At 73.1% G+C, this 19,893-nt stretch carries 21 protein-coding genes; 15 read left to right on the plus strand and 6 right to left on the minus strand.

Going from position 1 to position 19,893, the window contains the following annotated elements; genetic code table 11:
* Positions 1-105: 105 nt before the first annotated feature.
* From pheS to FHX81_RS31070, 3 genes are all read left to right on the plus strand, one after another.
* Positions 106-1,173, plus strand: coding sequence for a phenylalanine--tRNA ligase subunit alpha (gene pheS / locus FHX81_RS31060; RefSeq protein WP_141981902.1), 1,068 nt, complete (start codon positions 106-108; stop codon positions 1,171-1,173).
* A gap of 3 nt (positions 1,174-1,176) precedes the next feature.
* On the plus strand, positions 1,177-3,654 hold the full coding sequence (gene pheT / locus FHX81_RS31065) for a phenylalanine--tRNA ligase subunit beta (protein ID WP_141981904.1): 2,478 nt from the start codon (positions 1,177-1,179) through the stop codon (positions 3,652-3,654).
* Between the two features lie 305 nt (positions 3,655-3,959).
* Positions 3,960-4,451 (plus strand): hypothetical protein, encoded by a 492-nt coding sequence (locus tag FHX81_RS31070; RefSeq protein ID WP_141981906.1) that lies wholly within the window; start codon positions 3,960-3,962, stop codon positions 4,449-4,451.
* A 1-nt stretch (position 4,452) separates the two neighbouring features.
* Here the strand turns inward: FHX81_RS31070 and FHX81_RS31075 are convergent, their stop codons facing one another.
* Positions 4,453-4,725: a helix-turn-helix transcriptional regulator gene (locus tag FHX81_RS31075; RefSeq protein ID WP_141981908.1), complete on the minus strand. Its 273-nt coding sequence runs from the start codon at positions 4,723-4,725 to the stop codon at positions 4,453-4,455.
* Positions 4,726-4,826: 101 nt separating this feature from the next.
* On the opposite strand from FHX81_RS31075, the gene map reads away from it, so the two are divergent.
* Entirely contained in the window at positions 4,827-5,618 is a 792-nt protein-coding gene (gene map, locus FHX81_RS31080; RefSeq protein ID WP_141981910.1) for a type I methionyl aminopeptidase, read from the plus strand.
* On the opposite strand, the gene FHX81_RS31085 is transcribed toward map, so the two are convergent.
* Positions 5,605-6,276, minus strand: a complete 672-nt coding sequence (locus FHX81_RS31085) for a DNA alkylation repair protein (protein ID WP_141981912.1) — start codon at positions 6,274-6,276, stop codon at positions 5,605-5,607. The two genes, map and FHX81_RS31085, sit on opposite strands and share 14 nt — an antisense overlap.
* Before the next feature lie 41 nt (positions 6,277-6,317).
* Between FHX81_RS31085 and sthA the strand changes: the two genes are divergently transcribed.
* Complete coding sequence (sthA, locus tag FHX81_RS31090) at positions 6,318-7,730, plus strand: Si-specific NAD(P)(+) transhydrogenase (protein ID WP_141981914.1); 1,413 nt, start codon at positions 6,318-6,320, stop codon at positions 7,728-7,730.
* Here the strand turns inward: sthA and FHX81_RS31095 are convergent, their stop codons facing one another.
* Positions 7,731-8,354, minus strand: a complete 624-nt coding sequence (locus tag FHX81_RS31095; RefSeq protein WP_141981916.1) for an HAD family hydrolase — start codon at positions 8,352-8,354, stop codon at positions 7,731-7,733.
* Positions 8,355-8,471: 117 nt separating this feature from the next.
* On the opposite strand from FHX81_RS31095, the gene FHX81_RS31100 reads away from it, so the two are divergent.
* Positions 8,472-9,656 (plus strand): cytochrome P450, encoded by a 1,185-nt coding sequence (locus FHX81_RS31100; RefSeq protein WP_211363603.1) that lies wholly within the window; start codon positions 8,472-8,474, stop codon positions 9,654-9,656.
* Here the strand turns inward: FHX81_RS31100 and FHX81_RS31105 are convergent.
* Positions 9,623-10,048 carry a hypothetical protein gene (locus tag FHX81_RS31105; protein ID WP_141981918.1) on the minus strand — a complete coding sequence of 142 codons (426 nt, stop codon included), beginning with the start codon at positions 10,046-10,048 and terminating at the stop codon, positions 9,623-9,625. The two genes, FHX81_RS31100 and FHX81_RS31105, sit on opposite strands and share 34 nt — an antisense overlap.
* A gap of 118 nt (positions 10,049-10,166) precedes the next feature.
* Here FHX81_RS31105 and argC point away from each other — a divergent pair, with 118 nt between their 5' ends.
* From argC to FHX81_RS31150, 9 genes are read left to right on the plus strand one after another with little or no spacing between them, the layout of a single operon-like run.
* Positions 10,167-11,183: an N-acetyl-gamma-glutamyl-phosphate reductase gene (gene argC, locus FHX81_RS31110; RefSeq protein WP_141981920.1), complete on the plus strand. Its 1,017-nt coding sequence runs from the start codon at positions 10,167-10,169 to the stop codon at positions 11,181-11,183.
* Positions 11,180-12,352: a bifunctional glutamate N-acetyltransferase/amino-acid acetyltransferase ArgJ gene (argJ, locus tag FHX81_RS31115; RefSeq protein ID WP_141981922.1), complete on the plus strand. Its 1,173-nt coding sequence runs from the start codon at positions 11,180-11,182 to the stop codon at positions 12,350-12,352. The genes argC and argJ overlap by 4 nt, the downstream gene beginning before the upstream one ends.
* Positions 12,349-13,242, plus strand: coding sequence for an acetylglutamate kinase (argB, locus tag FHX81_RS31120; protein WP_141981924.1), 894 nt, complete (start codon positions 12,349-12,351; stop codon positions 13,240-13,242). Before argJ ends, argB begins: the two co-directional genes overlap by 4 nt.
* The gene (locus FHX81_RS31125; RefSeq protein WP_141981926.1) at positions 13,239-14,420 is read left to right on the plus strand and encodes an acetylornithine transaminase; all 1,182 of its coding nucleotides are present in this window, start codon (positions 13,239-13,241) and stop codon (positions 14,418-14,420) included. Before argB ends, FHX81_RS31125 begins: the two co-directional genes overlap by 4 nt.
* On the plus strand, positions 14,420-15,346 hold the full coding sequence (gene argF / locus FHX81_RS31130) for an ornithine carbamoyltransferase (protein ID WP_141981928.1): 927 nt from the start codon (positions 14,420-14,422) through the stop codon (positions 15,344-15,346). Before FHX81_RS31125 ends, argF begins: the two co-directional genes overlap by 1 nt.
* The gene (locus FHX81_RS31135) at positions 15,343-15,849 is read left to right on the plus strand and encodes an arginine repressor (RefSeq protein ID WP_211363604.1); all 507 of its coding nucleotides are present in this window, start codon (positions 15,343-15,345) and stop codon (positions 15,847-15,849) included. Before argF ends, FHX81_RS31135 begins: the two co-directional genes overlap by 4 nt.
* Entirely contained in the window at positions 15,842-16,759 is a 918-nt protein-coding gene (locus tag FHX81_RS31140) for an argininosuccinate synthase domain-containing protein (RefSeq protein ID WP_141981932.1), read from the plus strand. Before FHX81_RS31135 ends, FHX81_RS31140 begins: the two co-directional genes overlap by 8 nt.
* 12 nt (positions 16,760-16,771) lie before the next feature.
* Entirely contained in the window at positions 16,772-18,163 is a 1,392-nt protein-coding gene (gene argH / locus FHX81_RS31145; protein WP_141981934.1) for an argininosuccinate lyase, read from the plus strand.
* A complete protein-coding gene (locus tag FHX81_RS31150; RefSeq protein WP_141981936.1) occupies positions 18,147-18,788 on the plus strand; it encodes a DNA-3-methyladenine glycosylase in 642 nt (213 codons plus the stop codon). Before argH ends, FHX81_RS31150 begins: the two co-directional genes overlap by 17 nt.
* On the opposite strand, the gene FHX81_RS31155 is transcribed toward FHX81_RS31150, so the two are convergent.
* Both FHX81_RS31155 and FHX81_RS31160 read right to left on the minus strand, forming a co-directional pair.
* Positions 18,785-19,306 carry an EF-hand domain-containing protein gene (locus tag FHX81_RS31155; protein WP_141981937.1) on the minus strand — a complete coding sequence of 174 codons (522 nt, stop codon included), beginning with the start codon at positions 19,304-19,306 and terminating at the stop codon, positions 18,785-18,787. The two genes, FHX81_RS31150 and FHX81_RS31155, sit on opposite strands and share 4 nt — an antisense overlap.
* A gap of 127 nt (positions 19,307-19,433) precedes the next feature.
* Complete coding sequence (locus FHX81_RS31160) at positions 19,434-19,892, minus strand: hypothetical protein (protein ID WP_246108053.1); 459 nt, start codon at positions 19,890-19,892, stop codon at positions 19,434-19,436.
* Position 19,893: the final 1 nt, after the last annotated feature.

Raw genomic sequence — 19,893 nt, forward strand, 5'->3', positions numbered from 1 at the left:
CGGTGGGGGTGGTGGAGGGGGGATCACCTAGGATCGAGCCGCTACTCCGCATGCCGTGCGGAGGGCTGACCACCAGTTGTCCGTGACGGGAGCTGTCCACCAACCATGTCCGGAGCCAACGACCCGTACGACCCCAAGCAGGTCGCGGCGCTCTCACCCGAGGCGCTCGGCGCGGCGGTCGAGCAGGCTCGGGAGGCGTTCGCGAAGGCGGCCGACCTCGACGAGCTCGCCGCCGTGAAGTCGAGCCACCTGGGTGACCGCTCGCCGGTCCTGCTGGCCCGCCGCGAGATCGGCGCGTTGCCGCCCGCCGCGAAGGCGGAGGCGGGCAAGCGGGTGAACGAGGCGCAGAACGCGGTCAAGGTCGCGTTCGAGGAGCGCCGCGCCCGGCTGCAGGCCGAGCGCGACGAACGGGTGCTGCGCGAGGAGACGGTCGACGTCACGCTGCCGTGGGACCGGGTGCCGCGTGGCGCCCGCCACCCCATCTCCACCCTGGCCGAACGCATCGCCGACGTGTTCGTGGCCATGGGCTACGAGGTCGCCGAGGGCCCGGAGCTGGAGACCGAGTGGTTCAACTTCGACGCGTTGAACTTCGGCAAGGACCACCCGGCGCGCACCATGCAGGACACGTTCTACGTGGGCCCCGCCGACTCCGGTCTGGTCCTGCGCACGCACACCAGCCCGGTGCAGGCGCGCACGCTGCTGGACCGCGAGCCGCCCGTCTACGTGGTGTGCCCCGGCCGCACGTTCCGCACCGACGAGCTGGACGCCACCCACACCCCGGTCTTCCACCAGGTCGAGGGCCTGGCCGTGGACAAGGGCCTGACCATGGCGCACCTCAAGGGCACGCTCGACGCGTTCGCCCGCGCCATGTTCGGCGAGGACTCCAAGACCCGCCTGCGGCCGAGCTTCTTCCCGTTCACCGAGCCGTCCGCCGAGGTGGACGTGTGGTTCCCGGAGCGCAAGGGCGGCGCGGGCTGGGTCGAGTGGGGCGGCTGCGGCATGGTCAACCCCAACGTGCTGCGCAACTGCGGCGTGGACCCGGACGTGTACTCCGGGTTCGCGTTCGGCATGGGCCTGGAGCGCACGCTGCAGTTCCGCAACGGCCTGCCCGACATGCGGGACATGGTCGAAGGCGATGTCCGCTTCACCCAGCCATTCGGAACGGAGGCCTGACCGGTGCGCATTCCGGTTACCTGGCTGGTCGAGAACCTCGAGTTCGCCGAGACGCCCACGCCCGAGCAGCTCGCCGAGGCGTTCGTCCGGATCGGCATCGAGGTCGAGGACGTCCACGAGCTCGACTCGGTCACGGGGCCGCTCGTCGCGGGCCGCGTGGTCGAGATCGAGGAGCTGACCGAGTTCAAGAAGCCGATCCGCTACTGCCAGGTCGAGGTCGGCCCGGAGCAGGTCAACGGCATCGTCTGCGGCGCGACGAACTTCCGGGAGGGCGACACGGTCGTGGTGGCGCTGCCCGGCGCGGTGCTGCCCGGCGACTTCACCATCTCCGCGCGCAAGACCTACGGCCGGACCAGCAACGGCATGATCTGCTCGGCCGCCGAGCTGGGCCTGGGCGACGACCACTCCGGGATCATGGTGCTGCCCAGCGGCACGGCGCAGCCCGGTGACGACGCGATCGAGCTGCTCGGCCTGGGCGACACGGTGATCGAGGTCGCGCCGACCCCCGACCGCGGCTACGCGTTCTCCGTGCGCGGCCTGGCCCGGGAGATCGCGTGCGCGTTCGACGTGCCCTACCGCGACCCCGGCACGGCCGAGGTGCCCGAGGGCGAGGGCGAGGTCATCCCCGTCACGGTCGAGGACGAGCGGGCGTGCCCGCGGTTCGTGGCCCGGCGCGTCAGCGGTGTCGACCCGACCGCGCCCACGCCGTGGTGGATGCGCCGCAGGTTGATGCTGGCGGGCATCCGGTCGATCTCGCTGCCGGTGGACGTCACCAACTACGTGATGCTGGAGCTGGGCCAGCCGCTGCACGCGTTCGACGCTCAGGCGGTCAAGGGCGGCCTGGTGGTGCGGCGCGCGGCGGCCGGCGAGAAGCTGACCACGCTGGACGACCAGGTCCGCGCGCTGGACCCGGACGACATCGTGATCGCCGACGACACGGGCGTGATCTCGCTGGCCGGCGTGATGGGCGGCGCGAGCACCGAGGTGTCGGCGGCCAGCTCGGACATCCTGCTGGAGGCGGCGAACTGGGACCCGGCGTCCATCGCCCGCACGGTCCGCCGGCACAAGCTGCCCAGCGAGGCGGCGAAGCGGTTCGAGCGCACGGTCGACCCGGCGCTCGCGCCGGTCGCGCTGGAGCGCGCCGCCCGGCTGCTGGACATGTTCGGCGACGGCAGCATCAAGCCCGGCCGCACCGACGTGGGCGCGCCCGCGCAGCCGTTGCCGGTGTCGATGCCGATCAACCTGCCCGACCGGGTCGCCGGGGTGAACTACGCCCGCGGCGTGACCGCGCGCCGGCTCGGCCAGATCGGCTGCCAGGTCGAGGTCACCACGGGCGACGACGGCACCACCATGGTCACCGCGGTGCCGCCGACGTGGCGCGCGGACCTGACCCAGCCCGCGGACCTGGTGGAGGAGGTGCTGCGGCTGGAGGGCTACGACACGATCCCGTCCACGCTGCCGCCCGCTCCCGCCGGTCGCGGGTTGACCGAGCAGCAGCGCCGTCGCCGCACGGTGTCGCGCGCCTTGGCGGAGAACGGTTTCGTCGAGGTCAAGCCGTTCCCGTTCGTCGCGCCGTCGGTGTTCGACGCGCTCGGCCTGCCCGAGGGCGACGTGCGGCGCAACACGGTGAGCGTGCTGAACCCGTTGGAGTCGGACAAGCACGCGCTGGCCACCACGCTGGTCCCGGGCCTGCTGGAAGCGGTGCAGCGGAACCTGGCGCGCGGCCAGAAGGACCTCGCGGTCTACACCGTCGCGCAGGTGACGTTGCCGCGCACGCAGCAGGTGCCGGTGCCCGAGGTGGGCGTGGGCGAGCGGCCGTCGGACGCGCAGGTGGCGTCGTTGCTGGCGGCGCTGCCGCAGCAGCCGGTGCACGTGGCGGCCGTGCTGGCGGGCCACCGCGAGCAGGCGGGCTGGTGGGGCAAGGGCAGGCAGGCGGACTGGGCGGACGCGGTGCAGGCCGCGCGACTGGTCGGCCAGGCCTACGGCGTGGAGCTGACCGTGGTCGCCTCCGACCTCGCGCCGTGGCACCCCGGTCGGTGCGCGGAGCTGCGCGTCGGCGACTGGCCCGTGGGTCACGCGGGCGAGCTGCACCCCAAGGTCGTGGAGGCGCTGGGGTTGCCGAAGCGGACCGTGGCGCTGGAGCTGGACCTCGACGCGTTGCCGCTGACCGATCACCGGCCCGCGCCGGTGGTGTCGGCGTACCCGCCGGTGCTGCTGGACGTGGCCGTGGTCGTGCCCGCGGCCGTGCCCGCCGAGCAGGTGGCGCGGGTGCTGCGCGGCGGCGGTGGGGCGTTGCTGGAGGACATCCGGCTGTTCGACGTCTACACCGGCGACCAGGTCGGCGAGGGCAAGCGGTCGCTGGCGTACTCGCTGCGGTTCCGGGCGCCGGACCGCACGTTGACGGTGGAGGAGGCGACGGCGGCGCGGGACGCGGCCGTGGCCGCCGCGGCGGAGCGCTTCGGCGCCGTGCTGAGAGGCTGACGCGAGGCCTGGACCCGCACTGGTGCGGGTCCAGGTTTACACCGCACGGGTGAATCGCCCGGTGGTGGAGGTAGTGGGAACGCGCAGTTCACGCGGTGTCGCGGAACGTGTCAAGGGGTACAAAGACCTTTCTTTCCGGGTCGGCCAGGTCCTTGCGCACAGGTTGAACGTTCTCCAAGATTGGCTTCGCGGCCCGCTGGGCCGAGGGGCGAAGCGATGAACCGCCGGGCGAGTCTGGTCGCCGGTCCGACGGGGAGCTAGCGGCGAACCCACCGCCTGGAGCAGCAATCGAGTGAGGTTGCCTCATGCGCAGCTTGGGCCCGCGGATGGAAGTCGCCGTCGCCATGACCATCCTCGGCGTGGGTGCCGCCGTGGTGGCTGCCATGCACCTGACCTGGCCGGAGCCGGAACTGCCCGCGATGGCGTACTCGGTGAGCGGCGGTGAGGTGACCGAGCTCCAGTCGTTCGAGATCACCGACGTGAGCGGTGGCGCGGTGGAGCTGACGCCGGGCAGCGAGGGCGCCCGCGTGGTGCGGCTGTCGAACCCGAACAGCGTGGAGATCGTGGTGCTGACGCTGGAAGCCGAGCCGGGCCAGCCGTTGGACGCGGCGCAGAACCAGGTGCCGGGCTGCCCGCGCGGTGTGCTGACCGTGGTGCCGATGGCGGAGCCGGTGACGATCCCCCCGTCGGGGGCGGTCGAGGTGGAGATGGTCGTGCAGATCGCGCACGACGTGCCGAGCGCGTGCACGGACCTGGTGTTCCCGCTGACCTACTCGGGCCGCGCGGCCCGCGCCTGACTCAGGACGCGGCCTCCAGCGGCACGTCGCCGTCGCCGCGCCAGGTGGCCGCCAGGTCCCCGACCGGCACGTCGAGCGCGTCGCCGAGGCGGACGACGGTGCCGAACCCGGGCGACGGCAGTCGTCCGGTCTCGATCTTGCGCAGGGTCTCCGGCGAGATGCCGGCCGCGTGCGCGACGTCCGCCAGGTCCCGTCCGGCTCGCGCGCGGCGCAGCAGGGCGCCGAGGCGCCGGCCGGCTTCGACCTGCTCCGGGGTGAGCGGTTGGCGGACCATGCCCCCAGGATAGGGCCCGAGGACCGGGTTGGTATTCAAATACCGACACCTGCTACGGTGGCGGTATAACAATACTGCCCCCTGGTGACGCGAGGTTGCACGTGATCGAGCTGAAGACGCCCGCCGAGGTCGACCGCATGCACGTGGCCGGGCGCTTCGTCGCCGAGGCGCTGTCCGAGGTCGGCCGGCTCGCCGAGGTGGGCGTCAACCTGCTGGACCTGGAGCACCACGTGCGCGGCATGATCGCGCGGCGCGGCGCGGAGTCGTGCTACTGGGACTACGCGCCGTCGTTCGGGCGCGGCCCGTTCCGCAACGTCATCTGCCTGTCGGTCAATGACGCCGTGCTGCACGGCCTGCCGCACGACTACGCGCTGCGCGACGGCGACGTGCTCAGCGCGGACCTCGCGGTCGGCATCGACGGCTGGGTGGCCGACTCGGCCCGCACGATCGTCGTCGGCACCCCCGACGAGGAGGACCTGCGGATCATCCGTGCCACCGAGGAGGCGCTGGAGGCGGCGATCGCGGTGGCGCGCCCGGGCAACCGGCTCGGCGACATCTCGGCCGCCATCGGGGCGGTGGCGCGCGACCACGGCTACCCGGTCAACACCGAGTTCGGCGGCCACGGCATCGGCCGCACCATGCACGAGGACCTGCACGTGGCCAACAAGGGCAAGGCGGGCCGCGGCTTGACGCTGCGCCCCGGGCTGACCCTCGCGCTCGAACCCTGGTTCACCCGCACGACCGACCGGATCGTCTACGACGACGACGGCTGGACCATCAGGTCGGCCGACGGCTCCCGCACGGCCCACTCCGAGCACACCATCGCCATCACCGACGACGAGCCGCTGGTGCTGACCCGGCGCGAGTCGGAGAACCCCGTCACAGGTGCTTGAGCGCCTCGCGCTGCGACAGCGGCGACAGCTCCGGGTGGGACCCGACGAACGCCCTGACCCACGCCGGGTCCACCCGCGAGTGCTGCCGCAACGCCCAGCCGATGCCCTTGCGCAGGAAGAAGTCCGGGTCCTCGGCGTTGGCCTCGACGGCGTGGGTGAGCAGGTCGAGGTCGGTCGCCGCCTTCGACCCCAACTGGCAGATCACCGACACGCGCCGACGCCACCGGTCGTCGTCACGGGCCCACGCGCGCATCACCGGCGCGACCTCCTCGGGGAACGCCCGCAGCAGCGGCCCGACGAGCCGGGACGCGACCTCGTCCACGAAGTCCCACCACGCGCCGGTCACCACCAGCTCGTCGTACACCGGCAGCAGGTCCACGCCCCGCCACCGCGGGTGGCGGCCGGCCAGGTCCAGCGCCGCGTACCGCTCCTCCCGGAACTCCGCGCCGCGCCACACCTCCAGCACCGCCGCGACCCACGCGTCCCGTGACTCGAACGGGTGGTCCGCGAACACCCGGCGCAACGCCCGCGCGCGCACCGGCTTGGGCACGCCGAGGAACGGCATGGCGGACTTCATGTACCGCCGCATCGCCGGCGCCTTCGCCGGATCGGCCACCTCGGCCAACGCCCGCCGGATCGCCGGCACGAGTCCGTCCACGCGGCCACCGTAGAGGGGCGGGGTGTGCGACGCTTCGGGGCATGAGCGAGTACGACTACGACTTGGTCGTGATCGGGTCGGGCCCCGGCGGGCAGAAGGCCGCCATCGCGGGCGCCAAGCTCGGCAAGCGGGTCGCGATCGTGGACCGCGCCGACATGGTGGGCGGCGTGTGCGTGAACACCGGCACCATCCCGTCGAAGACGCTGCGCGAGGCGGTGCTGTACCTGACCGGGATGAGCCAGCGCGACCTGTACGGCGCGAGCTACCGGGTCAAGAACGACATCACCATCTCCGACCTTCTCGCCCGCACGCAGCACGTGATCGGCCGCGAGGTCCAGGTCGTGCGCGCCCAGCTGCACCGCAACCAGGTGGACCTGCTCACCGGCACCGCCCGGTTCCTCGACCCGCACACCATCGCGGTGGACGGCGCGCACCGCGGCGAGCACCACTCGGTCACCGCCGAGCACGTCGTGATCGCCACCGGCACCCGTCCCGCCCGACCGGACCAGGTGGACTTCGACGAGGTGCGGGTGCTGGACTCCGACGAGGTGCTGGCCCTGGAGGAGATCCCGTCGTCCCTGGTCGTGGTGGGCGCGGGCGTGATCGGCATCGAGTACGCGTCGATGTTCGCCGCGCTGGGCAGCCGGGTGACGGTGGTCGAGCAGCGCGAGCGGATGCTCGACTTCTGCGACCCCGAGATCGTGGAGTCGCTGAAGTTCCACCTGCGCGACCTCGCCGTGACGTTCCGGTTCGGCGAGAAGGTCGTCAACGTCGACGTGTCCGAGACCGGCACGGTCACCACGCTGGCCAGCGGCAAGCGCATCCCGGCCGCCGCGGTGATGTACTCGGCCGGCCGGCAGGGCAACACCGAGGCGCTGGACCTGGACAAGGCGGGCCTGGCGGCCGACCACCGCGGTCGGCTCACCGTGGACGAGCACTACCGCACGCCCGTGCCGCACATCTACGCGGTCGGCGACGTGATCGGGTTCCCGGCGCTGGCCGCCACGTCGATGGACCAGGGCCGGCTCGCCGCCTACCACGCGTTCGGCGAGCGGGCGCGCGAGCTGTCGGCGCTGCAGCCGATCGGGATCTACACCATCCCGGAGATCTCCTACTGCGGCGCGACGGAGGCCGAGCTGACGTCGTCCGCGGTGCCGTACGAGGTCGGCCTGGCGCGGTACCGGGAGCTGGCGCGCGGCTCGATCGTCGGCGACGCCTACGGCATGCTCAAGCTGCTGGTGTCCACCGTGGACCGCAAGCTGCTGGGCGTGCACCTGTTCGGCACCGGCGCGACCGACCTCGTCCACATCGGCCAGGCGGTCATGGCGTGCGGCGGCACGGTGGACTACCTGGTGGACACCGTCTTCAACTACCCGACGCTGTCCGAGGCGTACAAGGTGGCCGCGCTGGACGCCACCAACAAGATCCGCGCGCTGGAGCGCTTCAAGCCCTGATCAGCCGACCAGGTTCGTCACCAGGTGCAGGCGGGCGTCGTCCACGTCCCGCAGCGGCGGGAGGAGCAGCGTCGGCAGGCCGGCCTCGACGCCCGCGCCGTCGTGCGTCGACCGGTCGCCGACCATCAGCGCGTCGCCGGGCGCGACGCCGAGCCCGTCCAGCGCGATGCGGAAGATCGCCGGGTCGGGCTTGACCACGCCGTGCTCGAACGACAGCACGAACGAGTCCACGGGCAGGTCGCCGAACGCGGGCCGGATGTCGAAGTGGATGTCGCTGAGCACCCCGATCCGCACGCCGGCCGCGTGCAGCTCCCGCACCGTCGGCCCGGCGTCCACCGCGAAGGGGGTGAACGTCGGGTCCGACTCGACCGCGTACAGCGAGTCGGCCAGCTCGGCGTCGAACCCGGCGTCCCGGAACGCCCCGTGGTACGTCTCCCGGTGCAGCGCGGCGTCCGCGTCCACGCCCGGCGCGTCCAGCCGGTCCACGTCCAGCGCCGCGACCACCTCCGCGGCCTGGCCGGTGTCACGCCCGATCCGGCGCAACGCCTCCGCCACCCAGCCCCGGAACGTCGGCGTGAGCACCAGCGTCCCCCGCCAGTCGAAGATCACGGCCCGCAGGCGCATCGACGCACTCCCTCGTAGTCACGTTCGGTAGTCGACGACTCACTCGTGCGAAGGCTGCCGCACCACTCCGCCGCGTGGCTACGTTTTTTCGCAGGACCCCCGACGGTGGGAGGTGGCATGGCCGCGACACCCCTCTACATGCGCCGGGTCGGCTTCGACCCCGACGCCGAGCTCTCGGCGGTCCGCGACCGCGACGGCGTCACCCGGGTCGACTCGCCGCTGATGGGCATCCCGGTCTGGCTGGTCACCCGGATCGAGGACGTCCGGCGGGTCTACGGCGACGCCCGGCGGTTCGCCCAGTCCGCCCGCCACCTGGTGCCGGGCGCGCCCGCGCTGACCGACGAGGAGCTGGCCGCCGCCCGGCCGGGCAACATGCTGGCCTACGACCCGCCCGAGCACACCCGCCTGCGCCGGCTGGTGGCGCGGGAGTTCACCGGGCGCCGGATGCGGCTGCTCGAACCGCGCGTGCGCGACATCGTGGACGACCACCTGGACGCGATCGAGCGCCAGGGCCCGCCCGCCGACCTGGTCCGCGACTTCGCGCTGCCGATCCCGGCGCTGGTGATCTGCGAGCTGCTCGGCGTCCCCTACGCCGACCGCGACGCCTTCCAGGAGCGGTACGCGAGGTACTTCGACGCGTCGCTGTCGCCCGACGAGCGCCTGGCCCTGCAGCTCGAGTCCCGGGCCTACCTGACCGGGCTCGTCGCGCGGGCCCGGGTCGAACCCGGCGACGACCTGCTGGGCGTGCTCGTGCGCGACGAGTCCGCCGGCCTCACGGACGGCGAGCTGGTCGGCATGGCGGACCTGCTGCTCCTCGCCGGTCACGAGACCACGGCCAACATGCTGGGCCTGGGCGCGTACGCGCTGCTGCGCCACCCGGACCAGCTGCGGCTGCTGCGCGACGAGCCCGACCGCGCCGACGCCGCGGTGGAGGAGCTGCTGCGGTGGCTGACCGTCGTGCACACCGGCGTGCCGCGGGTCACGACCGCGGACGTGGAACTGGGCGGCCACGCGGTCGGGCCCGGCGAGGTCGTCGTCTGCGCGCTGGCCGCCGCGAACCGCGACCCGGCGCTCGTGCCGGACCCGGACCGGCTGGACATCACCCGGGACGCGGGCAGCCACGTCGCGTTCGGCCACGGCGTGCACCACTGCCTGGGCGCGCCGCTGGCCAGGATGGAGCTGCGGATCGCGTTCCCCGCCCTGGCCCGCCGGTTCCCCGGCCTGCGCGCCGTGGACGGGGAGCCGGCGTTCCGGGCGCAGCAGATCGTCTACGGCCTCGCGGCGCTGCCGGTGACCTGGTGACGTTCGCGCCGCGTGTGCGCGAACGCCGCGGCCGCCGCGAGCGTGAAGCCCGCGAAGAGCAGCCCGATGCCGAAGCCCGTGTCGCCCGGCTGCGCGGCCCGACCGCCGGTGGCGCCGTCGAGCCCGTCCCGGGCCGGGATCGGCGCTCCCGGGAACGGGTCGCGGCCCGGGAACCCGTCGACGCTCGCCGCGGCGAGGTCGGGCGCCGGGGCGGAGTCGCACACCACGGCCAGGCCGATGACGGTCAGCCCCAGCAGCGCGGTGAGCACCCCGACCCAGACGAGCGCCTTGACCCACGGCGGCGCGGTCGACAGGTCCGGGCCGTCCTCGTGCGGACGACGTGGCCGGCCGTGCGGGACGTGCCCCCGAGCGTGGTCCTGCGAAGCGTGCATCACGATGAACCCCCCAGTTCCCCTACAGGAAAGCACGACACCGGGAACCGCGCCGCCGATTTCGCGGAACACCCGAACGGATTTGAGTGACTTTGCATCAGCGTGCATACTTATCCGCATGACGGTACGGATCGCGGTCGCCGGAGCCAGCGGCTACGCCGGGGGAGAGGTGCTGCGCCTCCTGCTCGGTCACCCCGACGTGGAAATCGGCGCGCTCACCGCCGGCGGCAACGCGGGCTCGACCCTGCTCGCCCACCAGCCGCACCTGCTGCCGCTGGCCGACCGGGTGCTGGAGGAGACGACCGCCGACACCCTCAAGGGCCACGACGTCGTCTTCCTCGCCCTCCCGCACGGCCGGTCCGCCGAGATCGCCGCCCGGCTGGGTGACGACACGCTCGTCATCGACTGCGGCGCCGACCACCGGCTCACCGACCCCGCCGCCTGGGACCGCTGGTACGGCGGCACGCACGCGGGCAGCTGGCCTTACGGCCTGCCCGAGCTGCCCGGTCAGCGCGACGAGCTGCGCGGCACCCGCCGCGTCGCCGTGCCGGGCTGCTACCCGACCGTGTCCTCGCTGGCCCTGGCCCCCGCGATGGGGCTGGTCGAGCCGGACGTGGCGGTGGTCGCGGTGTCGGGCACGTCCGGCGCGGGCAAGGCGCTCAAGCCCAACCTCCTCGGCTCCGAGGTGATGGGGTCGCTGAGCGCCTACGGCGTCGGCGGCACGCACCGGCACACCCCGGAGATCGCGCAGAACCTGGCCAAGGTCGCCGGCGAACGGGTCTCGGTGTCGTTCACCCCGGTGCTGGCCCCGCTGCCGCGCGGCATCCTGGCCACCTGCTCGGCGACGCTGCGCGACCGCGACGCGGACGTCCGCGCGGCCTACGAGAAGGCCTACGCCGACGAGCCGTTCGTGCACCTGCTGCCGGAAGGCCACTGGCCGACCACGGGCGCGGTGCTCGGCTCGAACGCCGTCCAGCTCCAGGTGGCCGTCGACCGCGACGCGAACCGGCTGGTCGTGGTCGCCGCGATCGACAACCTGGCGAAGGGCACCGCGGGCGCCGCGGTGCAGTGCATGAACCTGGCACTCGGCCTGCCGGAGACCACCGGCCTGTCCACCGTGGGAGTCGCACCGTGAACCGCAACAAGGGCGTGACCGGGCCCAAGGGCTTCAAGGCCGCCGGTGTCGCCGCCGGCATCAAGGAGTCCGGCGCGCTGGACCTCGCGCTGGTCGTCAACGCAGGACCGGGCCAGGCCGCCGCGGGCGTCTTCACCACCAACCAGGTGAAGGCCGCGCCCGTGCTGTGGTCCCGGCAGGTGCTCGAGGAGCGCAAGCTGCACGCCGTCGTGCTCAACTCCGGCGGCGCGAACGCGTGCACCGGCCCCGAGGGCTTCCAGGACACCCACGCCACCGCCGAGAAGGTCGCCGAGGTGCTCGGCGTCGGCGCGATCGAGGTCGCGGTGTGCTCCACCGGCCTGATCGGCGAGCGCCTGCCGATGGACAACGTGAAGGCGGGCGTGGAGAAGGCGGCCCAGGAGCTCGCCGCGGGCGACCGGGCGGACCTCGACGCCGCCACCGCCGTGATGACCACCGACACCCACCCCAAGCAGAGCTGGCAGGACCACCCGGACGGCTGGTCGGTGGGCGGGTTCGTCAAGGGCGCGGGCATGCTCTCGCCGAACATGGCCACGATGCTCAGCGTCATCACCACCGACGCGGTGATCGACGGCGACGCCCTGGACGCGGCGCTGCGCGCGGTCACCGCCAAGACCTACGACCGGCTCGACGTGGACGGCGGCACGTCCACCAACGACACGGTGCTGGTCCTCGCCTCCGGCGCCTCCGGCGTCGAGCCGAGCGCCGAGCAGTTCGCCGACGTGCTCACCGCCGTGGCGCACGACCTGGTCAAGCAGCTCCAAGGGGACGCGGAAGGCGTGACAAAGGAAGTCTCGATCACGGTCAACGGCGCGCTCAGCGAAGCCGAGGCCGTCGTGGTCGCCAAGACCGTCGCCGAGGACAACCTGGTCAAGACCGCCCTGTTCGGCTCCGACCCGAACTGGGGCCGGATCGCCATGGCCGTCGGCCGCTCCCAGGCCACCGTGGACCAGCACAGGCTCGGCATCGCGATCAACGGCGTGACGCTGTTCGCCGACGGCCACAAGGCCGCCGACCGCAGCGAGGCCGACCTGTCCGGCCGCGACGTCGAGATCGTGGTCGACCTGAACCTGGGCGACGGCACGGCCACCGTGCTCACCACGGACCTGTCGCACGCGTACGTCGAAGAGAACAGCGCGTACAGCTCGTGATCACGCCGCAGGCCAAGGCCGGGATCCTGATCGAGGCGCTGCCCTGGCTGCAGCGCTTCCGCGGCGCGATCGTGGTCGTCAAGTACGGCGGCAACGCCATGGTGGACGGCGAGCTGAAGCGCGCGTTCGCGCAGGACATGGTGTTCCTCAAGCTCGCGGGCCTGCACCCGGTCGTGGTGCACGGCGGCGGGCCGCAGATCGCCGCGATGCTCAAGCGGCTCGGCATCGAGTCCGAGTTCCGCGGCGGCCTGCGCGTGACCACGCCGGAGGCCATGGACGTGGTCCGCATGGTGCTGGTGGGCCAGGTGCAGCGCGAGCTGGTCGGCCTGATCAACTCGCACGGCCCGCTCGCGGTCGGGCTGTCCGGCGAGGACGCCCACCTGCTCACCGCCGCGCGCCGACCGGCCGTGGTGGACGGTGAACCGGTCGACATCGGCCTGGTCGGCGACATCGTCGACGTCAACCCGGACGCCGTGCTGGACATCGTGCGCGCGGGCCGCATCCCGGTCGTGTCCACGGTCGCGCCGGACGCCGACGGCGTGGTGCACAACGTGAACGCCGACACGGCGGCGGGCGCGGTGGCCGTGGCGCTGAAGGCCGAGAAGCTGGTGGTGCTCACCGACGTCGAGGGCCTGTACGCGGACTGGCCGGACCGGAGCTCGCTGCTGCACCGGGTGCGCGCCGCGCGACTGGAGGAGATGCTGCCGGGCCTGGACAGCGGCATGGTGCCGAAGATGGAGGCCTGCCTGCGCGCGGTGCGCGGCGGCGTCCCCGAGGCGCACGTGATCGACGGCAGGCTGGCGCACTCGGTGCTGCTGGAGGTCTTCACCTCCGAGGGCGTCGGAACGATGGTGCTGGGGGACGAGGACGGGGACGGGGACGAGGCATGAGCGAGCACCAGCAGCGGTGGCAGGCCGCGATGATGAACAACTACGGCACGCCCGGCCTGGCCCTGGTCCGGGGCGAGGGCGCGCACGTCTGGGACGCCGACGGCAACCGGTACCTGGACCTGCTGACCGGCATCGCGGTCAACGCGCTCGGCCACGCCCACCCGGCGATCGTGGCCGCGGTGACCGACCAGATCGGCCGGATCGGCCACACCTCCAACCTCTACATCAACGAGCCCGCGCTGGAGCTGGCCGAGCGGCTGCTCGACCTGTCCGGTGTGGACGGCGACGGCCGGGTGCTGTTCTGCAACTCCGGCGCGGAGGCCAACGAGGCCGCGTTCAAGCTGAGCCGTCGCACCGGCCGCACCAAGGTCGTGGCCACCGACGGCGGCTTCCACGGCCGCACCATGGGTGCGCTGGCGCTGACCGGCCAGCCCGGCAAGCGCGCGCCGTTCGAGCCGCTGGTGCCCGGCGTCGTGCACGTCCCGTTCGGTGACGTGGCCGCGTTGGAAGCCGCGATCGACGACGAGACCGCCGCGTTCGTGGTGGAGCCGATCCAGGGCGAGAACGGCGTGGTCGTGCCGCCCGAGGGCTACCTCCAGGCGGCCCGCCGGATCACCGCCGAGCACGGCGCGCTGCTCGTCCTGGACGAGGTGCAGACCGGTATCGGCCGACTGGGCACCTGGTTCGCGTTCCAGCAGGTCGGCGTCGTGCCCGACGTGATCACGCTGGCCAAGGGCCTCGGCGGCGGGCTGCCGCTGGGCGCGTGCATCGCGGTCGGCCCGGCCAAGGACCTGTTCGAGCCCGGCCAGCACGGCACCACGTTCGGCGGCAACCCGGTGTGCTGCGCCGCCGCCCTGGCGGTGCTGGACACGATCGCCGCCGACGGCCTGCTGGAGCACACCGCCGCGGTCGGCAAGGAGATCGCGGCCGGCGTCGAGGCGCTGGACCACCCGCTCATCTCCGGTGTGCGGGGAGCCGGCCTGCTGCTCGGCATCACGCTGCGCGAGGCGGTCTCGGCGAAGGCCGCGGCGGCCGCGCAGCAGGCCGGTTATCTGATCAACCCCATCCAGCCCGACGTCATCCGCCTGGCGCCGCCGCTGGTGCTCGACGAAGCGGACGCCCACCGGCTGGTGGCCGACCTGCCGTCGTTCCTCCCGACCCCAGGCCAGGAGCCGTGATGGTGCGCCACTTCCTGCGTGACGACGACCTGACCCCCGACGAGCAGGCCGCGGTCCTCGACCTCGCCGACGACTACAAGGCCGACCGCATGACGGCCAAGCCGCTGGCCGGGCCCAAGTCCGTGGCGGTGATCTTCGAGAAGAACTCCACCCGCACCCGGCTGTCGTTCGAGGTCGGCATCGCCCAGCTCGGCGGCAACCCGGTGATCATCGACGGCCGGTCCATGCAGCTCGGCCGCGAGGAGACCATCGAGGACACCTCCCGCATCCTGTCCGGGTACGTCGAGGCCGTGGTGTGGCGGACGTTCGCGCAGAAGCGCATCGACGCGATGGCGTCGGTGTCCCGCATCCCGGTGATCAACGCGCTGACCGACGAGTTCCACCCGTGCCAGGTGCTGGCCGACCTGCAGACCATCCGGCGCGTGCACGGCGGGCTCGCCGGCCTCACCGTCACCTACCTCGGCGACGGCGCGAACAACATGTCGCACTCGATGCTGCTCGGCGGCGTCACCGCGGGCATGCACGTGCGGATCGCGGCGCCCGCCCTGTTCCAGCCGCTGCCGTGGGTGCTGGAGGACGCCCGCAAGCGCGCCGCGGACACCGGCGGCTCGGTGACCGTGATCGAGGACCCGCGCGAGGCGGTGGACGGCGCGGACGTGCTGGTCACCGACACGTGGACGTCGATGGGCCAGGAGAACGACGGCCGCGACCGGACGCGCCCGTTCCGCCCCTACCAGCTCAACGCCGACCTCGTCGCCGCGACCGGCGTGAAGACGACCGTGCTGCACTGCCTGCCCGCCCACCGCGGCCAGGAGATCACCGACGACGTGCTCGACGGTCCGGACAGCGCGGTGTGGGACGAGGCCGAGAACCGGCTGCACGCCCAGAAAGCGCTGCTCGTGTGGCTGCTGGAGCAGTCGCGATGACCAGGACCGCGCGCCAGGCCCGCATCGTCGAGCTGATCTCCCAGCGCGCCATCCGCAGCCAGTCGGAACTGGCGAAGACGCTCGCGGTGGAGGGCATCGAGGTCACCCAGGCCACGCTGTCGCGCGACCTCGACGAACTGGGCGCGGTCAAGCTGCGCGGACCCGACGGCGGCGCGCCCGTCTACGTCATCCCCGAGGACGGCAGCCCGGTGCGCGGCGTGCAGGGCGGCACGTCCCGCCTGACCCGGCTGCTCGGCGAGCTGCTGGTGTCGGTGGACCACTCCGGCAACCTGGCCGTGCTGCGCACCCCGCCGGGCGCGGCCCAGTTCCTGGCCAGCGCGCTGGACCGGGCGGCGTTGCACGACATCGTCGGCACCATCGCCGGTGACGACACCATCCTCGCCGTGGCGCGGGACCCCCTGACCGGCGCGGACCTGGCCGCCCGGGTCACCGCGCTGGCCGCGGGCGAGGACCAGCAGCGGCAGGACGGGCCCCATGAGTGAACGGGTCGTCCTGGCCTGCTCCGCCGGGTCGGACGCGCTGCGCCGGCTCGCCGGGCGGGCCGAGGTCGTCGCCGTCGTGGTGGACCCCGGCCGGGGCGGCGACTGGGAGGCGCTGCGCCGCCGGGCGCTGGCCGGTGGCGCGGTCGAGGCCGTCCTCGCCGACGCCCGCGACGAGCTCACCGACCGCTACTGCCTGCCCGCGCTGCGCGCGAACGCGCTGAGGTCGGCGTCCGCGCTGGTCGCGCCGCTCGTCGCCGAGCACGTGGTCGAGGCCGCCCGCCGGCACGGCGCGACGACCGTGGCGCACGACCGCGCCGGCGCCGACCGGATCCGCTTCGAAGCCGGTGTCGCCGCCCTCGCACCCGGCCTGGCCGTCGTCGCCGTCGCACCGGCCGACGACCCGGCTGGGCACCCACCGGTGGGCCGGATCGAGCCGGGCGACCCCGACGAGCTCGTGCTCACGTTCGACCGGGGCACGCCGGTCGCCATCGACGGCGAGACCGTGACCATGCCGCAAGCCGTCCGGGAGCTGAACCGGAGGGCCGGCGTGTCGGGGGTCGGCCGCCTCACCGGCGTCCGGGCCTTCGACACGCCGGGCGCGAGCGCGTTGACCACCGCTCACCACCAGCTGGAGGACGTCACCCTGGAGCCCGACCTGCTGCGCTTCAAGCGGCGGGTCGAGCGGCGCTGGGGTGCACTGGTGCACGACGGCCTGTGGTTCTCCCCGCTCAAGCAGGCGTTGGACAGCTTCATCGACACCACCCAGCAGCACGTCTCCGGCGAGGTCCGGCTCGTGCTGCACGGTGGCCGCGCGGTCGTCACCGGCCGCCGCGGCGAGGAGCCGCTGCCCGACCCCGGCCTGGGCGCGGGACGACCGCGGCGCCTGCCGGACAAGATCGCCGCGACGTAGGGATTCGATCACGTGAGTTCATTGTGGGGTGGCCGGTTCGCCGGGGGACCGGCGGAGGCGATGGCGCGGCTGTCCGCGTCGACGCACTTCGACTGGCGACTCGCCCCGTACGACATCAGGGGTTCCCGCGCGCACGCCCGCGTGCTGCACCGGGCTGACCTGCTGACCGCCGACGAGCTGGAGCGCATGCTGGCCGCGCTGGACGCCCTGGAAGCCGACGTGGCGTCCGGGTCGTTCACGCCGACGCTCGCCGACGAGGACGTGCACACGGCGCTGGAACGCGGCCTGATCGAGCGCGCCGGGACCGAACTGGGCGGCAAGCTGCGCGCCGGCCGGTCCCGCAACGACCAGGTGGCCACGCTGTTCCGGATGTGGCTGCGCGACGCGGCCCGGCGGGTCGCCGCGGGCGTGCTGGACGTGGTGGACGCGCTCGCCGACCAGGCGGCCGCGCACGCCACCGCCGTCATGCCCGGCCGCACGCACCTCCAGTCCGCCCAGCCCGTGCTGCTCGCGCACCACCTGCTCGCCCACGGCCAGGCGCTGCTGCGCGACGTCGACCGGCTGCGCGACTGGGACGAGCGCACCGCCCTGTCGCCGTACGGCTCGGGCGCGCTGGCCGGCTCGTCGCTGGGCCTGGACCCGGCGGCGGTGGCCGCGGAGCTGGGCTTCGACGGTCCGGTGGAGAACTCCATCGACGGCACCGCCTCGCGCGACTTCGCCGCCGAGATCGCGTTCGTGCTGGCCATGATCGGCGTGGACCTGTCCCGGATCGCCGAAGAGGTGATCATCTGGACGACCGCCGAGTTCCGCTTCGCCGTGCTGGACGACGCGTGGGCCACCGGCAGCTCGATCATGCCGCAGAAGAAGAACCCGGACGTCGCCGAGCTGACCCGGGGCAAGTCCGGTCGGCTCATCGGCAATCTGACCGGCCTGCTGGCCACGTTGAAGGCGCAACCCCTGGCCTACAACCGGGACCTGCAGGAGGACAAGGAGCCCCTGTTCGACTCGGTCGAGCAGCTCGACCTGCTGCTGCCCGCGCTGGCCGGGATGATCGCCACCATGCGGTTCGACACCGCGCGGATGGCCGCGGCGGCGCCCGCCGGGTTCACCCTGGCCACCGACATCGCCGAGTGGCTGGTGCGGCAGGGTGTGCCGTTCCGGGTGGCGCACGAGGCGGCGGGCGAGTGCGTCCGCGTCGCCGAGGGGCGCGGCGTCGGCCTGGAGGACCTCACCGATGAGGAGTTCGCCACGATCTCGCCCGCGTTGACGCCCGAGGTGCGTAGCGTGTTGACCGTGGAAGGGTCCATCGCGTCACGGGACGCGCACGGCGGCACCGCCCCCGACCGGGTCGCCGAGCAGTTGAAGAGGTTGCGCGACAAGGTGTCCGTTGTCCGCAACGCCTAGGCAGTTCACCGAGCAGGAGCTCGCGGTCGACCCCGTCGACGCCGCGCGGCTCCTGCTCGGCGGCGTCATCGAGTCGACCACCGACGAGGGCACGGTCGGCGTGCGTATCGTGGAGGTCGAGGCGTACCGGGGCGGCGACGACCCGGCGTCGCACTGCTACCGCGGCCGCACCCCGCGCAACGACGTGATGTTCGGCCCCGCCGGGCGGCTCTACGTGTACTTCGTCTACGGCATGCACTTCTGCGCGAACGTGGTGTCGCTGACCGACGGCGTGCCCGGCGCGGTGCTGCTCAGGGCGGGCGAGGTGATCTCCGGGTCGGCCCTCGCGCACGCCCGCCGACCGTCCGCGCGCAACGCAGCCGAACTGGCCAAGGGCCCGGCCCGCCTGACCGGCGTCCTCGGCCTGGACCGCGGCCACAACGGCGTCGACCTGACCGCACCGGACGCGTCCGTGCGGCTGCTCGCGGGCGAGCGGGTGGCCGAATCCGACATCCGCACCGGCCCGCGGGTCGGCGTCGCCGTGGCGGTGGACGTCCCCTGGCGGTTCTGGGTCGACTCGCCCGCCGTCAGCACCTACCGCCGCGGCACCCGCCGAACCCGCGTCGTCGCCTCCCGACCGGCCTAGACCTCGCCGAAGACGTGGGTGCCGGGCGCGTCCGCGTCGTCGCCCGCCCAGAACTCCACCCAGTGCCGGACGAACTCGGACTTCGAGATCGACCCGTCGCCGTCCAGGTCGAGCCGGGCGAACACGGCGTCGGTCGGCGCGTCGTTCCCCGTCCAGGCGTGGATCATCCGGCCGTACTCGGGCGCGGACACCAGGCCGTCACCGTCCTCGTCCACCGCCTCGAACATCGACTCGGCCGTCGCCACCACCAGGTCGAGCATGGTGCCGAGGTCGCTCACCACGGACAGCACCTCGTCGACCGTGACCCGGTCGTCGCGGTCGTGGTCGGACGCCGACCGCAGCGTGTCCCACCAGCTCATCATGATCTCGCGCAGCCTGCCCTGGTCCGCGCCGCCCCGGATGTGCTCCCACCGGTCCGTCAACGCCTCGAAATCCGCCCGCTCGAGGAACCCGTCACCGTTCGAGTCCATGGCGGTGAACACGATGGAGGTCTTCTTCCGCTGCAAGTCGCTGGCCACGCAAGCAAACTTGGCCGGGGAACGCGCGGAGGACAATTGACCAGCCGGGGCAAACCTCCGCGCGCCCGAGTGACGTGGTGGTGACGTTCGGTAGCGCCACTGCGGTGGGCAGGGTGAAGATCGACGGCTAGCGCACCCTCCGCCGGTACCACACCCGCCGCTCGTGCGCGGGCAGCGCCACCCGGCTGATCACGCTGGTCAGCACGGCCCCGATCAGCAGCCACAGCAACGCGGCCAGACCGTCGTTCAACAACGTCCGCAACCCGGCGTTCGCCGGCGTGAACAGGTCCCGCAAGCCCAACGACACCGCCGCCGACCACGAGTCGATCAACTGCGCGAACCCGTTCGCCTGGTTGGCCCCGCCGATCACCAGGAAGATGTGGATGGCCAGCACGATCGCGAACAACCAGCACAGCAGGTCGATCACCGCGCACACGACGCGCACCGCGCGCACCCGGCCGTCACCCCGCTCGACGACCTCTTCCTCCCCCGAGTACAGGGGCTCCTGGCGGTACACGGGCTCGGCGCGGTCCATGAACTCGGTGGGACGGTCAGCGGGACGTCGGTCGCGGTTCGGGTAGGTCATC

The organism is Saccharothrix saharensis (assembly GCF_006716745.1).
Taxonomy (GTDB): Bacteria; Actinomycetota; Actinomycetes; order Mycobacteriales; family Pseudonocardiaceae; genus Actinosynnema; species Actinosynnema saharense.